Origin of the sequence: Neomicrococcus lactis (genome assembly GCF_014200305.1) — a bacterium.
Lineage (GTDB): Bacteria > Actinomycetota > Actinomycetes > Actinomycetales > Micrococcaceae > Neomicrococcus > Neomicrococcus lactis.
Window position 1 is genome coordinate 654450 of record NZ_JACHBL010000001.1, and the last position, 15218, is coordinate 669667.

A 15218-nucleotide genomic window follows, 5' to 3' on the forward strand; every position below is an offset into this window, starting at 1 on the left:
GCCGAACCCGCGGCGAGCACGGCCGCAGTTTAGGATCGAATGGTGCGTCTGCTTCTGATTACCCACTCATATTCGCCGGAAAACACGCCTCCGTCGCGTCGCTGGATAGCGTTCACGAAAGCGTTGCGGGACTTGGGCTGGGACGTTGACGTGGTTGCCCCGCACCCTTCCCAGTACGACGCCGCAGCTTCCGCCGAGCAGAAAGCGTCGCTTACGCTGGGTGAATTTGGGGAACGGATTCACCGTGTTCCGTTACTGGATTTCGGTGGGTCACGGTCTGGGAAGCTCGCGTCGAATCTGTTGAGCGCGGGCTTGAGCGTCCCTCTTTCACTGATTTTCACCAAGCCAGACGTGGTGGCAGTGACCGTACCAGCGCTTCCAACAATCGCCGCCGGATATGTGGCGTCACGTCTTCGCAATGTACCCCTCATCGTTGACATGCGTGACGCGTGGCCAGATCTTGCGCGCGAAGCTCGAATCGTCACTTCCGAGTCCCCAGGCATCATGGAGCGCGTGGTTTCGGGAGTTCAGAAACGCGCCGACTTGGTGATCACGGTGACTCAAGGATTTGCCGATGTCATGCGTGCGCGCGGATCGCGTCGCGTCATTACCATCCCTAACGGAGTGCACATCCACCAGTTACCGGCGCTCGGTGCTCCCGACCCACACGAAGGTCCGTTGCGGGTCCTCTATATGGGCAACCACGGCGAAAGCCAGAATCTCCAGCTACTGATTGATGCTGCGAAACTCGCTGGTGATGACGTGCATGTGCGCATCGTGGGACAAGGTACTCAGAAGAAGTGGCTGCAGGACTATGCGGCATCCATTGGCTCGCCCGTGGAGTTCTTGCCACAAGTTGATTCGGCTGGGGCCGTTGAAATGTATCGCTGGGCGGACACGTGCGTTGTGTCGTTGCGCCCAGACTGGCCAAGCTTTGAATTGACAGTTCCTTCCAAGACATATGAATTGCTGTCCATCGGCCGGCACATCACGGCGATCGTGAAGGGCGAAGGCGCAAACATCATTCAGGAAGCCCAGGCCGGCGACGTCGTCCCCGCGGAAGCCGATGCCGTGGTGGCGCTATGGCGAGAGCTAAAGAACGATCCATCGAAATTGGATCGGGGCGTCCGGGGACGAGCTTGGGTGCTTGAGCATGCCAACTTTGCGTCCCTCGCTCAGCGGTTCGCTCACTCCGTCGAGGAACTTGTGTCGCCTCAGAAAGTAGCCATGGTGGATCAATCTTCGACGCGCTCGTCTATCAAAGGTCTTCAGGGCAAGGCCCGAACCCTTGCTCGAAACGCGGCCGTCGCCGCGCGGACAGTCTCACAGCACGTTGCAGACGATCCCATGGTGCTGGCCCTTCAAGTAAGCCGACGCTTGCCCCGCACTGCGGTGAGCGCCACGGCCAAGGCGGGACTGAAGATTTTCACGGCTGACAATTCGGTGCCCGGAGCTCTGTTGCGCGCCATCGATGGTGATGAAAAGGGACTCGCGACACGCCTTGAACGGGTGGCGCAATCGCCAACCGACGGCAGCTACCGGGACGCTTTGCAACGTGCTCTCTTGGCGGACGCGGCCGTTGCTTCTGGGCTCCCTCAGCATGCGGATCGTTTGCTGGACGGTGCGCCCCAGAACAATAACTGGGTGCGTGCCGCCGTTGCGCGGCGCGCTGCCTTCCGCGGAGATATGGATGCTGCCGCCCAGGGCCGCGACGAGCGATTAGCCGCAGAACTTCGCGTGTTTGAAGGCTCCAAACTGGAACTTCCAAAACAACCGAATTACCGGCCGCTTGACCACAAAACGGTGCATTTTTTGACGAACTCGTTGCCGCACACCGGCAGCGGGTACGCGCAGCGTTCGCACTCCATCTTGCGGTCGCTGGTAGGCGCTGGCTGGGATGTTCGCGCCGTGACGCGCATTGGCTACCCAGTGGTGGTCGGGAAGCTGCTCGCCCAAGACGAAGACCGTGTTGGCGAAGTGACATATCACCGGTTGATGCCGCCAAAGTGGTGGGGGACCACGGGCAACGGACTCGAGGAGCAGCTTCAGCTCAGTGCCGAAATGCTCCTGGAGTACGTGCTGAAAGAACGTCCAGCGGTACTTCACACCACCACGCACTTCGTCAATGGCATTGTGGTGCGCGCCGTTGCTGAAGCAGTGGGAATCCCGTGGGTCTATGAAGTGCGTGGGCAACTGGCTGATACCTGGGCATCCACCCGCGAAGAGTCCGCACGCGAGTCACAGCGCTACAAACTGTTTGTAGAACGTGAGCAGGAGATTGCTCGAAGCGCGAGTGCCGTCGTGACGCTTGGCGCCGAAATGCGAGACACACTGATTGCTCAAGGCGTTGACCCGGAGCGCATCATCCTCTGTCCTAACGCTGTTGGCGGTCCGTTCCTCGAGGCCCCTGGCACACACGAGGATGCTCGGCGTGCACTCGGTCTGGACCCGGACGCTCAATACATCGGCACCATTTCTTCGATCGTCGGCTACGAAGGCCTTGACGATCTGGTGACAGCCTTCGCAAAAGTTCGCAAAACGAATTCCCGTGTGAAACTACTCATAGTGGGCGACGGCGTCGTCCTCCCTGCCTTGAAGCGCCAAGCGCAAGAGCTGGGTGTCAGCGAGCACTGCATCTTCCCTGGCCGAGTGGACCGAGCGCTGGCGCCGACGTATCACCAAGCCATGAATATTTTCGTTGTTCCGCGAAAGGACCTGGACGTCACGCGGAATGTGACCCCGCTTAAACCCGTGGAAGCGTCGGCAAGCGAAAGGCCCGTTATTGCAAGCAATTTGCCGGCTTTGCGCGAGCTGGTTCATGACGGCGATAACGGAGTTACGGTTCCCGCGGAGGATCCTTCGGCCCTTGCTGATGCAATCACGGATCTGCTCGAAGATCCCGCGCGCCAACAGGAAATGGGAAGGGCTGGACGCGCGTGGGTCCTTGCGGACCGAACGTGGACTGCGAATGCAGAAAAGTATGCCGCGCTGTATACCCGGCTCACAGCACAATAGCCGTTGCCTATACTTGCTCTAGTTGAACGCCCGGAGGAATGCCGGGAGATAGGTGAAAAATGAAATCATTTTCTCGAGTCGTTGTCGTCGGACTCGGCTACATTGGTCTGCCCACCGCAGCGATTCTTGCATCTCGCGGTATCAAGGTATCCGGCGTGGATGTCAACGAAGCAACCGTTGACGCCGTCAACGCTGGACGCGTTCCCTTCGTAGAGCCTGCACTGGGTGACTTCGTGGAGAAGGCCGTTGCAGATGGCATGCTGAGCGCATCTACTGAGACGCCAGCTGGCGAGGCATACATCATCGCCGTGCCAACTCCATTCAACGCTGACAAGTCGGCAAACTTGGACTACATCAAGGCAGCGGCCGGTAATGTTGCTCCACTCTTGCAGGGCGACGAGCTCCTCATTCTTGAGTCGACCTCCCCTCCAGGTGCCACCGAGATCATGGCCGAGCACATCTACTCGATCCGCCCGGACCTTCGCGAGAGCAACTTGTTGTTTGCGCACTGCCCAGAGCGCGTATTGCCAGGTCGCGTCATGGAAGAGCTCGTGACCAATGACCGCATCGTTGGCGGTATCACACGTGAAGCTGCTGAAGCAGCTCGCGATCTCTACTCCGTATTCTGCGAAGGCGAAATGCTTTTGACGGATGCGAAGACCGCTGAGATGGCAAAGCTCGTGGAAAACTCTTACCGCGACGTGAACATTGCATTCGCAAACGAACTTTCCGTGATTTCCTCCCGTTTGGGCATCAACGTCTGGGAACTCATTGAGTTGGCTAACCACCATCCACGCGTCAACATCTTGCAGCCGGGCCCAGGCGTCGGCGGACACTGCATCGCCGTTGATCCTTGGTTCATCGTGGCAGCCGCTCCTGAAGAGTCCTTGTTGATTCGCCAGGCTCGCGAGACGAACGATGCCAAGCCAAACTGGGTTATTGAGCAGGTTCGCCAAGCAGCTGCTGGCCTTTCCCGCACGCCGAAGATCGCTGCTTTGGGTCTTGCATTCAAGGCAAACATCGACGACTTGCGCGAATCCCCAGCGCTCTCCATCGCTGCTCAGCTGGCTGATGAGTTCCCTGAGAGCTCCATCCTGGCTGTCGAGCCACACGTTTCCGCAATGCCAAAGGCTCTCGCCGGGAAGTCCAACGTGACCCTCGAAGAGACGGACGCCGCTTTGGAGAACGCTGACATTGTGGTGCTCTTGGTTGACCACGATCAGTTCAAGGCTGTTCCAGCAACCGCACTTGCTGGCAAGGCAATCGTCGATACTCGAGGACTTTGGCGCTAATGCTACGTCGACTGCTCCAAGGAACTACACGAGCAACATTAGGTTCCTATGTCCTCATAGCCGTTGCTGGCCTGCTTTTCTTGGTGCAGTTCTTGGTGCTCGGCTGGTGGTTTGCTGCGATCGCGGTCATTCCACTAGTCGGCTCCGGGATTATCAATACCCGCAAAATCCATGTGGCGGCGCGTGCCGGTGCCCCGTCGAACCTGTCCTTCCGATCCGCGCCTCAAGCTGGCGCGTCGCGTCCAGCCGGGGGCGCAGTTGCTCGATCACACGCCACATCGGCCGGTCGACTCGCCGCCGCAATGGAAGAAGACCCAGAACGGTCAGCTCGGTTGTTTGAAATGACTGGCGGGATGGGTTCGAAGTCGGCTGCTCAATCAGGGCAGACGGTGCTTGGCGTTGCTCGAGACTCATTGGCCGTTGCTCTCAAGTCGTCTGATCTCACTTTCGTTCCGTTGAATCCGTCCATCGCATCCACCCAAATTCAGGAGCTGGAGCCGCGCTGCATCGTTGTCGATCTCGGCGCCTTTGCTGTTGGTCCGTGGGGTGGCACTCTGGACGCCGGTGGCACGCCGCTCATGCGCGAACTCTTACAGGCGTTGGACGTCGCAAAACGCGAGGACGTTGACGTAGTAGTGGTCTCGAGTGATGAGACGAACGATCACGTTGGTAGCGAATCGCTGCGCCAGCGCGCATCCCGAGTCATCCATGATGCAACTGACGAATCCGCACTGGCCGCATCCGTGCAAGCAGTTGCAAACGCAAACTAAGGAATTTCCTTCATGCCACGAGTTGTTCTCTACGGAGACGTCAATCTAAACGTTCTTGACGGCTCGGCAATCTGGCTTCTTTCGATGGCAGAAGCGTTGTCTCTGGGTGGCTGTGAAGTCACCATTCCGCTCAAGTCAATTGTCAAGACTGATCGACTCAGCGCAAAGCTCGCGTCCATGCCGAACGTGAAGGTCATTCCGGCCAAACCGACGCGCGGCCGTGACTCCATCATTCGTTCTGAAGTTCGAGCAATCATTGAGAACTTGATTCGCAAGAATCGACCGGATCTGGTGATCGCGCGAGGCATTGATGTCTGCGACAAGCTCGTGGAGTCGGACCCGATCTCCGAGATCTTGTGGTCCTACGTCACTGAATATCACTACCCCATTTGGGATATGGATGATCAGCAAGTGGACAAGATTCAACGAGTCTGCAGCCGCTCGCAACGTGTATTTGCGCAGACTGAAGAAGCGCGTGCGCACCTAGAAGCCACCATCCCAGAAGCCGCTGGCAAGACTCTGATCTTGACTCCCATGGTTCCTGACGAGTTCTTTGCAGATCTGTCAGCCGTTTCTACGCAGGTCTCTACTCAGGAGAGCCCACGTGTCACTGGTGATCCACTCCGACTCATTTACTCGGGCAAGTTCGCCAAAGAATGGCTGACGCTTGAAGCTCCGGAGCTAGTCCAGGCTTTGGCTGAGCAAGGTGTCAAAGCTAATCTGCGCATGGTGGGGGATAAGTTCCAAAAGTCCCCAGTGGATCCAGAGTGGCCCTTGCGCATGAAGGCTTTGGCGAATACGCCTCCAGACGGCGTGACTTTTGAGGGTGGCGTGTCGCGTGAAAAGAGTCGCGAGCTCATTTCCCATGCAGACGTGGGCCTGTCTTGGCGCTCTGCTGCTCTCGATCAGAGTGTTGAGATTTCAACGAAGGTTCTTGAATACTCAGCCTCCGGCGTTCCACCGCTGCTCAACCGTACTGCTGCGCACGAAAAGATTTTCGGGGCAGACTACCCTTTGTTCTTGGGCCCGAATGAGCGTTCCGTGGATGGTGCCGCGAAAGTTCTGGCGGAAGCCGTCAATGAGCTTCCACAGTTAAGATTGCGCGCACAGGCGGCCGTTGAGCCGTATCGACTGAGCAATCGCGCGAAGGTGATCCGCGGTTACATTGATCGTTTCTTGGGTTCCTACCTCAGCGCCCATGGCGTTGCCCAGACCGGTCCGAAGAAGCACAAGGTGCTCGTTGCCGGACACGATCTCAAATTCGCCGGTGAGCTTCTGGACATGCTCAAGGGGCGCCCTGATGTCGAGCTGCGCATTGACCACTGGGAAACCCTTCACAAGAACAATGAGGCAGAGTCTCAGAAGCTTCTTGACTGGGCTGACACGATCTTCTGCGAATGGGCCGGACCAAACTCTGTGTGGTACTCGCAGCGCAAGAAGAGTCATCAGCGTCTCGTGGTGCGCCTGCATATGTTTGAACTTGGTGGCCCATGGTTGGGCAACATCAACTTTGATGCGATTGATCAGCTCGTGACCGTGTCAGAGCTTTACCGTGACATCACGGCGGAGCAGACCAAGTGGGACAAGTCCAAGATTGTGGTCATTGCAAACGGCATTGACGTTCTAGATTTGGACCGTCCAAAGATCGAAGGCAGCGAATTCCGCATTGGGCTTGTGGGCATTGTGCCGTGGCGCAAGCGCCCGGACCGTGCCGTAGAAGTCTTGCGCCAGCTCCTGGACAAGGACCCTCGCTTCACGCTTCACATCAAGGGCCGCATGCCGTGGGACTACGCTCACGAGTGGAAGAAGGAAGACCAACGCAAGGACTACGAGACGTTCTTCAAGGGCCTCGGTACTGATCCTCGGATCGGCGAGCGAGTGGTGTTTGAACCATTCGGTGCTGACATGGGTAACTGGCTCTCCAAGATGGGATTCATCTTGTCGCCGAGTACTTCTGAGAGCTTCCATCTTGCGCCGGCCGAAGGCATGGCATCCGGTGCGGTTCCTATTCTGTGGGAGCGTGACGGCGTTCGTGGCATCTTTGGGGATCACTTTGTGGTGGCGGATAACGACGCCGCAGCCGCACGGATTCTTGCACTGGTTGCAGACCCAGCGCTCTACGCAAGCGAGTCTAAACTGGCCAAAGAAAGCGCCAAGAATTTTGATATTGAGTCAGTCAACGTCAAGTGGCAAGAAGCTCTATTTCCCACGCGATAAGTCCTCCCGGTGGTAGTGTCAGTACTAGTTTTAGCATCGTCATAAGAATGGAAAATCCGTGAAAATTGCCGTCATCGCCCTCGGTAAAATTGGGCTTCCACTTGCTGTTCAGTTTGCGTCCAAGGGACACGAAGTGGTTGGCGTCGACGTCAACCAGAACACGGTTGACTTGGTCAACGCAGCGAAAGAACCATTCCCGGGTGAAGCGCACCTGCAGGAGAAGCTCACCGAGCTCGTCGCTTCCGGCAATCTCCGGGCCACCACGGACTACAGCGACGCTGTTCCCGGTGCGGACGCCGTCGTACTGGTTGTCCCGCTCTTTGTTGACTCTGAAGCCCGCCCCGATTTCGGCTGGATGGACGCAGCAACGAAGGAACTGGCCAAGCACCTGACCCCGGGTACGCTGGTTTCCTACGAAACCACGTTGCCTGTTGGCACCACGCGCACGCGCTGGAAGCCAATGCTCGAAGAGGTTTCCGGCCTGACGGAAGGCAAAGACTTCCACTTGGTCTTCTCCCCAGAACGTGTCCTCACGGGCCGCGTATTCGAAGACCTTCGCAAGTACCCCAAGCTCGTAGGTGGCCTCTCGCAAGAAGGCGCTGACAAGGCCGTGGAGTTCTACAACGCCGTACTCGACTTCGACGAGCGTGCGGACCTCAAGCGTGCCAACGGAGTCTGGGATCTCGGCAGTGCCGAGGCTTCCGAGCTAGCAAAGCTCGCCGAGACCACGTACCGCGACGTCAACATTGGCCTCGCGAACCAGTTCGCCGTCTTTGCTGCGAACAACGGCATTGACGTCTACCAAGTCATCGAGGCTTCCAACTCTCAGCCATACAGCCACATCCACCGCCCAGGTATCGCCGTTGGCGGTCACTGCATTCCGGTCTACCCACGCTTGTACTTGTGGAATGACCCAGAGGCGACGATCGTTCGCACGGCTCGTGCAGCGAACGCCGCAATGCCGAGCTACACGGTGGGACTGCTTGAAGGTGCCCACGGCGCCCTCGCTGGTCAGCGTGTTACCGTGCTCGGTGCCGCATATCGCGGTGGCGTGAAGGAAACCGCATTCTCCGGTGTCTTCGACGCCGTCAACGCTCTTAAGGCTGCTGGCGCAGAAGTACTCGTTGAAGATCCGATGTACACGGATGAAGAGCTCGAGAAGTTCGGCTTCACCCCGTACCACTTCGGAGAGCCTGTCGACGCCGCGATCTTGCAGGCTGACCACGCGGAGTACAAGACGTTGACCAAGGAACAGCTTCCGGGCATCCGTACTTTCGTTGACGGCCGCAAGATGATTGATTCGGCCAACTTCGAAGGCGTGACGTTCCGCTCGATCGGTATCCCTTCGGATTCCAAGGCGTGAGCGCTAACGTGAGCCAAGAATTTTTTGCTGCTCCCGGCGCGGACGTCTCTGACAAAGCGAACATCGGGAACGGCTCCAAGATCTGGCATCTCGCTCAGGTTCGCGAAGAAGTCCAGATGGGACGCGATTGCATCGTCGGACGCGGTGCCTACATTGGCACTGGCGTTCAGATGGGCGACAACTGCAAGGTGCAAAACTACGCGCTTGTCTACGAACCTGCTGTTCTTGAAAAAGGCGTGTTCGTGGGTCCAGCCGTAGTTCTGACTAACGACACGTTCCCGCGGGCCATCACTCCTACGGGTGAGCTCAAGAGCGCTTCTGACTGGGAAGCAGTCGGCGTGACGCTCAAGGAAGGCTGCTCCGTCGGTGCACGGTCGGTGTGCGTAGCCCCCGTGACTGTGGGCCGCTGGGCTTTGATCGCTGCCGGCGCGGTGGTGACGAAGGACGTACCGGACTTCGCGTTGATGGCCGGCGTTCCTGCGAAGCGCATTGGCTGGGTTTCACGAGCTGGAAAGCCTCTGGTCGCCGATGGGGACAACCTGAAATGCCCTGACACGGGCGCGCTATTCCGCGAAGACAACGGCATTTTGATTGAACTTGAGGAGACGAACGCATGAGCGAGCTTGAATTCATCCCACCGGCAAAGCCGATTATTGGCCAAGACGAACGGGACGCAGTAGATCGCGTTCTTGCTACCGGCATGTTGGCTCAGGGCCCTGAGGTCAAGGCTTTTGAAGAAGAGTTCTCTAAGGTTCTTCTCGACGGACGAGCAGCCGTTGCCGTGAACTCCGGAACGTCCGGCCTGCACTTGGGCTTGGCGGCCTCGGGCATTGGACGAGGCGATGAAGTGATCGTCCCTGCGTTCACGTTTGCAGCGACCGGCAATGCCGTTGCTTTGACCGGCGCTACTCCGGTGTTCGCTGACATTGATCCGGACACTTTCTGCCTTGATCCGAAATCGGTCGAGAGCCTGATTACGGACAAGACCAAGGCCATCATGCCGGTTCACCTCTACGGACACCCGGCAGACATGGTGGCTTTTGAAGCGCTTGCTCAGAAGCACGGCTTGATGCTCTTCGAAGACGCCGCTCAGGCGCACGGTGCAGCTATCGACGGCCGCAAGGTGGGTACGTTCGGTACCTTCGCAATGTTCAGCTTGTACCCCACGAAGAACATGACCTCCGGTGAAGGTGGCATGGTTTCCACGGGTGACGCTGAAGTTGAGCGTCGTCTGCGTTTGCTTCGCAACCAGGGCATGGAAGTTCAGTACCAGAATGAGCTGGTTGGCTACAACAACCGCATGACGGATATTCACGCTGCTATCGGACGCGTTCAGCTCACCAAGGTGGGGGAGTGGACCGAAGTACGACGCCGCAACGCGGCATTCCTTGACGCTCACTTGCAGGGGGTCAAGACTCCGAAGATTGCCGAGGGCGCGGAGCACGTGTACCACCAGTACACCGTTCGTCTTGAAGGCTTCTCTGTTGCTGATCGCGATGCTTTCGGCAAGGAACTCAAGGAACGCTTCGCTGTGGGCTCCGGTGTCTACTACCCGGTGCCAACGAACGAACTTCCGTCCTTCCACCAGCCAGCTGACTTGCCTGAAACGGCGAAGGCCACGCACGAAGTGTTGTCCTTGCCAGTTCATCCGTCCTTGACTCAAGAACACCTGGACCGAATCGTTGAAGCGGTCAACACGGTGGCAGGAGCAGGAGCGTGAGCGAAACCATTCGCGTAGGACTGATTGGCCTCGGCATGATGGGACGCCACCACGCTCGCGTGGTGCGTGAAACTGAAGGCCTCGAGCTGGTTGCCATGGCTGATGCTATGGGCGATGCTCACAAGGTTGCCGGCAAATTGCCGCTTTACAGCAATGTCAGCGACCTGATCAAGCACGGCATCGATGCAGCAGTCGTCGCTGTTCCCACCGGCTTGCACGAAGAAGTGGGACTGGAGCTTGCAGCGGCCGGTGTTCACACGCTCGTAGAGAAGCCAATTGCTGCTTCCACCGAAGCTGGTCAGCGTATGGTCGACGCTTTCGAGGCGGCAACCCTCGTTGGCGCCGTTGGACACATCGAACGATTCAACCCGGCTCTGCAAGAGCTGCGCCGTCGTATCGACGAAGGCGAACTGGGACGAGTTCTGCAGATTTCCACTCGACGCCAAGGGCCATTTCCAGCCCGCATTGCAGATGTGGGAGTGGTCAAGGACTTGGGCACACATGACATCGACCTGACCGCTTGGCTTGCTCGCTCTGAGTATGTTCAGGTAGCGGCTCAGACGACGCTCGCGTCAGGTCGTCAGCATGAAGACATGGTGGTTGCTGTCGGAAAGCTCGCTAATGGCATCATCACGAATCACCAGGTGAACTGGCTTTCCCCCATGAAAGAACGCGTGACCGTAGTCATTGGTGAAAAGGGCGCGTTCGTCGCTGACACTTTGACGGCTGATCTGACGTTCCACGAAAATGGATCCGTCGCTACGGAGTGGGCCAGCATCTCCAACTTCCGGGGAGTTACGGAAGGAAACGTAACGCGCTACGCATTCCCTAAGGCTGAACCGCTGAAGACGGAACACGAAGCTTTCCGCGATGGAATTCTGGAGATCGACCAGCGATATGTGACTATGCGCGAAGGGCTACAGACGCTTCGTATTGCCGAAGCGCTGATCGAGTCCGCTCGTGAAGGCCAAAGCGTCAGGATCTAACGCAACGTAGTTAACAAGAACCGAACTAATAGAGAGTCTCGTGAAGAAGCCTAAAGTAATCGCCAAAGGAATTGTCCGCGAAGCTCGAAAGCACTTCCCAAAACCTACGGATAAGTTAGTTCGAACCTCAAAGGAAGTTCTCAAGCGTTCGCAAGAGACGGCCGCACTTTGGAGTGCGCCTGTACCGCATGATTCAGGCAAAGAATCCAGCAAATCACAGGAAAAAGAACGCGTTCAGCGTCATATTCCGCTTGACTTGTTTGGCTCAACGTACACAGACGAAGAACGTTCAACGATTCTTCTGACTGAACACGCCTACTTGCTTGAAGCGCATCTCGAAACGCTTAGAGAACAAGAATCTGAGCGTTGGGAGACTGTGTTTGCCGAGGCAGAGCGACTTCGTGAGACGCCTCAGGCAGCTCTCGTTGGTGGGATTGATGGCACCAGCGACGCCACGATCGAAGATGAACAGAAACTTACTCCTCAAGAGCTGACGACTCTGTATTTGGGACGTCGTGACTCTAAGAGGGATGGAGCGCGGCGCTTGCTTGTGGTGTCGCCAAGTTATCCGGCACCAGGAAACGAATACGGTGGAGGTTTCCTTCACCGGCGCATCAAGCATTACCAAAAGTCTGGCGTAGCGGTTGACATGCTCAAGCTTTCCCGCAACGAAATGCGAGGCTTCTACAGCTTTGACGGTGTGAACGTCCTGGTCAGCAATGGTCTGGAGGGCTCACTTCTTGTTGAGCAAGGAGAATACGACGCCGTCGCAGTGCATTTCCCGTCTGCATTTGAATGGACATGGCTGCGTAAGCACGCCAAAGATAACCGTTTCTTCTTCTTCATTCACGGTTTTGAGGCTCGACGTTGGGTGCGTGAGATTCACAACCTGACCTCCTTTAGCGCTGCGAACGCTAGCATTCTGGCGACTTTTGATCGGCAACGTTTCTGGCGAGATGTTTTGGCCGAACCATATGGACCGGAGAAATTCATTTTTGTGTCTGAACATGCTCGGGCGAACACGCTTGAAGATATGCACGTTCAGATGCCAAACGCGAGGTCAGCTGTCATTTCCAACGTGATTGACACGGACCTGTTTACCTTCCAAGAGAAGCCTGCTGAACAGCGGTTCAAGGTCTTGTGGGTGCGGTCTGCCGGAAACATGAACTATGGAGCAGACCTCGCTGTCAAAACTGTTCAACTCCTGCAAAAGAGAGAGATCTTCAAGGATCTTGAATTCCGGATTATTGGCGACGGTCGACTCTTTGGCCAGTTCAAGGAAGCACTCGGTGGGCTCGACAACGTCCAGATTGAACAGCGGTTTGCCACGCAAGAAGAGATTGCCGTTCTCCACAAGGACTATGGAATCTTCCTCGTTCCATCCAGGCTAGACACTCAGGGTGTGAGCCGAGACGAGGCCATGGCATCAGGACTTGTTCCTGTGACTAACCGTGTGAGCGCTATTCCAGAATTTGTCGATGATTCGTGCGCCATCATGGCCGATCCTGAAGACGCCCAAGGACTGGCCGATGGAATTGAGCGACTTGCATCCGATGCGGCTCTCTTCCAGCAGATGTCTAAGGCTGCGGCCGCACGGGTGCGTTCTCAAACCGCGCCCGAACACACAATTGCGAAAGAACTCTCAGTGATGAATTTGGTTGATCAGGAGGTGACGCGTTCATGAAACTAGCATTGTTTGCCGAGGGCGTTGGCCCTGCAGAGGCGATGATTATCGACAACGCGAAAGCGAACGGTCACGAAGTTAGTATTTTCCGGCCTGCCGATAACTTCTGGCTCACCTTTGCACGAGGTCGTGCTCCGCAAGTACACCCTCAAGTTTTTCAGACCATCGCAACGCTGCCGTCGTCCATAATCCGGCGGACGGAGATCCAACGAGCGTTGGAGACTCTCGAGGTCGACTTCGTGATTGGTACCGGACTGGCTGGTGCGTCTGTCACCGCGGCCACGGTAGCTGGACCTAGCGCTTCGGTCCTCTTCAGAGGCGACTTGGACTTCTCAAGCGCACGTGGAAGCTTGTCTTCAGCGTTTCAGATGCTCAATGACAATGGCACTCGAATCTTCTTGGACGATGAATTCGAGATGGACAAGGCTTTGGGGAAGGGCTCGCGTCTTCCTCATCTGCTAAACCCAAGACCTATTCTGGGCCGGTCTCGAGTACTGGCCCGTCGTGTCGGCAAGCATGTGGGCATTCTCTTTGATCCTCAGCTGTCAGAAGAGTCCATTGATATCTTTGTCGACAACTTGAAGGCTGTCGTTGGCGATGAAGTCGACGAGATCACACCGCTCGCCATTTCTTCTTTGTACTCTCGCCACGAAATTCGACGCAAGAATTCCTTGAGCGACAATTTGCACTCGCGCCTTGGGCAATTCACCCACTTGGTGTTCCTTGGTTCATCGCGAGATGCCGGCCCAGTGCTGGCCGCGCTGAAGCCTGATTGGGACAAGATTGCCGTTGAGGCAACCGTCGGTATGCGTGGTCTGTGCGAGCGCATTGGGTTCACCAACCTGGCTCGTGGAGTGCGCCTCGTTCAAGTAACGGCTGACGTCCTGCACCAGCCAGAAACAGATCTCGGCGACCTTCCCCCGGCTATCGAGGATTCGTCCAACGAAGTCTCTCGTGACTTTGCTCAAGAACTTTTTGAACGATGGGCAAAGCCAGTCTCCTGGGATTACGAAGAGCTTGCGGCGCTTCAATCCGATCAACCTTTGAACGTCTTCTACTCAGTGGGTAGCCTCAGCGACGACTCGTCTGGAGCTCGTCCACAGCGTGTCCGCAACATGGCGCGGGAGATGGAAAAACTTGGTCCCACCATTCGCATGTTTTCTACCGGAAACAACACTGCTCGTAGGAGCCGACTCGTTTCTCAAGCTCTGGCCAAGGGGCGCAAAGCCGGAGTGTTCTACGGCGAAAATTCCACGTCACCGCTTGCTGAAGAAGATGTGCTTGAAGATCTCGTTTCAACGATTTCCAAGTTCCGAGCGGCCGGCGGCCAAACGGCATGGTTTGTTCGCGACATGCACTGGCTTGAAGAAAAGTTCGATATTTGGACGGACTCGAAGCGGGCGGCACTGGTCCGTAGCGGCCGCCGAGAACTTGAACGCCTAGAGAGCGTCGTTGAAGTTCTAGCAGCACCAAGCAAGGACTCCGGCGAGGGCTTTAACGAAATGCTCAAGGAACACAATCATCAGGCGATCGATTGGCTGCCGTTGCCCCCAGGGGTGGCGTTGGAGAATGTTCCAGAGGGTCGAACAGCTATCAAGCGCGAAGGTACCACGTTGCTCTATGCAGGTGGCATCGGCGACATCTACGGTATGGATAATTATCTTGAGGCAGCAGCCAAGTTGGCTCAAGAAGGATATTTCCTTGATTTCGTTGTCCGTGCTCGTGAAGTAGATTCGCTCTTCGCACGTCTCCATGAATTGGGGCTCAAGGACGATTCTGCAGTGAGAATCATTCACGCTGATCTAGAGAACTACATTCCGCGTACCGAGCTGTGCATCGGCACGATTCTGCTGGATTCTGACTATGCGCGATTCGCTTTCCCATACAAGACGATGAGCATGATTGAGCGCCGATTCCCGATTCTGACCTATGCGGATATGAGTATCGCCTCATTCGTCGAAGAGGCGTCTGTAGGCGTGAAATGCGAGCGATCTGTTGAGTCCATCATGGATGGTGTGAAACGAATCGAAAGCAGCGACCACAACTTCACATTCGAAGAGGCCCAGAAATTGAACTCTTGGGGCGAGCGACTTCGGTCGGTCTTCCAGAGCTAGACCATTGAAACACCAGAAGCGCGTCGAGAAACAGGTTGTTACCTTTTCCGGACGCGC

10 protein-coding genes are annotated in these 15218 nt (G+C 56.7%); all 10 read left to right on the plus strand.

What is annotated here, in order from left to right; genetic code table 11:
- Positions 1-39: 39 nt before the first annotated feature.
- The 10 genes from BKA12_RS03040 to BKA12_RS03085 are packed head-to-tail and all read left to right on the plus strand — an operon-like array spanning position 40 to position 15161.
- A complete protein-coding gene (locus BKA12_RS03040) occupies positions 40-3015 on the plus strand; it encodes a glycosyltransferase (protein WP_183640552.1) in 2976 nt (991 codons plus the stop codon).
- Positions 3016-3074: 59 nt separating this feature from the next.
- Positions 3075-4307, plus strand: a complete 1233-nt coding sequence (gene wecC, locus BKA12_RS03045; protein ID WP_183640553.1) for a UDP-N-acetyl-D-mannosamine dehydrogenase — start codon at positions 3075-3077, stop codon at positions 4305-4307.
- Positions 4307-5077 (plus strand): hypothetical protein, encoded by a 771-nt coding sequence (locus BKA12_RS03050; protein WP_183640555.1) that lies wholly within the window; start codon positions 4307-4309, stop codon positions 5075-5077. Before wecC ends, BKA12_RS03050 begins: the two co-directional genes overlap by 1 nt.
- Before the next feature lie 12 nt (positions 5078-5089).
- Entirely contained in the window at positions 5090-7294 is a 2205-nt protein-coding gene (locus BKA12_RS03055; RefSeq protein ID WP_183640556.1) for a glycosyltransferase, read from the plus strand.
- Between the two features lie 58 nt (positions 7295-7352).
- The gene (locus BKA12_RS03060; protein WP_183640558.1) at positions 7353-8657 is read left to right on the plus strand and encodes a nucleotide sugar dehydrogenase; all 1305 of its coding nucleotides are present in this window, start codon (positions 7353-7355) and stop codon (positions 8655-8657) included.
- 8 nt (positions 8658-8665) lie between these two features.
- Complete coding sequence (locus tag BKA12_RS03065; protein WP_183640560.1) at positions 8666-9274, plus strand: acyltransferase; 609 nt, start codon at positions 8666-8668, stop codon at positions 9272-9274.
- The gene (locus tag BKA12_RS03070; RefSeq protein WP_183640561.1) at positions 9271-10377 is read left to right on the plus strand and encodes a DegT/DnrJ/EryC1/StrS family aminotransferase; all 1107 of its coding nucleotides are present in this window, start codon (positions 9271-9273) and stop codon (positions 10375-10377) included. The genes BKA12_RS03065 and BKA12_RS03070 overlap by 4 nt, the downstream gene beginning before the upstream one ends.
- On the plus strand, positions 10374-11363 hold the full coding sequence (locus BKA12_RS03075) for a Gfo/Idh/MocA family oxidoreductase (RefSeq protein WP_338087411.1): 990 nt from the start codon (positions 10374-10376) through the stop codon (positions 11361-11363). The genes BKA12_RS03070 and BKA12_RS03075 overlap by 4 nt, the downstream gene beginning before the upstream one ends.
- A 40-nt stretch (positions 11364-11403) precedes the next feature.
- A complete protein-coding gene (locus BKA12_RS12580) occupies positions 11404-13047 on the plus strand; it encodes a glycosyltransferase (protein WP_183640563.1) in 1644 nt (547 codons plus the stop codon).
- Entirely contained in the window at positions 13044-15161 is a 2118-nt protein-coding gene (locus tag BKA12_RS03085) for a glycosyltransferase family protein (protein WP_183640564.1), read from the plus strand. The genes BKA12_RS12580 and BKA12_RS03085 overlap by 4 nt, the downstream gene beginning before the upstream one ends.
- Positions 15162-15218 lie beyond the last annotated feature (57 nt).

Excerpts from the sequence above, each read along its gene's own strand:
- wecC (WP_183640553.1), top strand. The coding sequence starts at position 3,075 with ATGAAATCATTTTCTCGAGTCGTTGTCGTCGGACTCGGCTACATTGGT.
- BKA12_RS03085 (WP_183640564.1), top strand. The coding sequence starts at position 13,044 with ATGAAACTAGCATTGTTTGCCGAGGGCGTTGGCCCTGCAGAGGCGATG.
- BKA12_RS03040 (WP_183640552.1), top strand. The coding sequence starts at position 40 with ATGGTGCGTCTGCTTCTGATTACCCACTCATATTCGCCGGAAAACACG.
- BKA12_RS03070 (WP_183640561.1), top strand. The coding sequence starts at position 9,271 with ATGAGCGAGCTTGAATTCATCCCACCGGCAAAGCCGATTATTGGCCAA.
- BKA12_RS03050 (WP_183640555.1), top strand. The coding sequence starts at position 4,307 with ATGCTACGTCGACTGCTCCAAGGAACTACACGAGCAACATTAGGTTCC.
- BKA12_RS03055 (WP_183640556.1), top strand. The coding sequence starts at position 5,090 with ATGCCACGAGTTGTTCTCTACGGAGACGTCAATCTAAACGTTCTTGAC.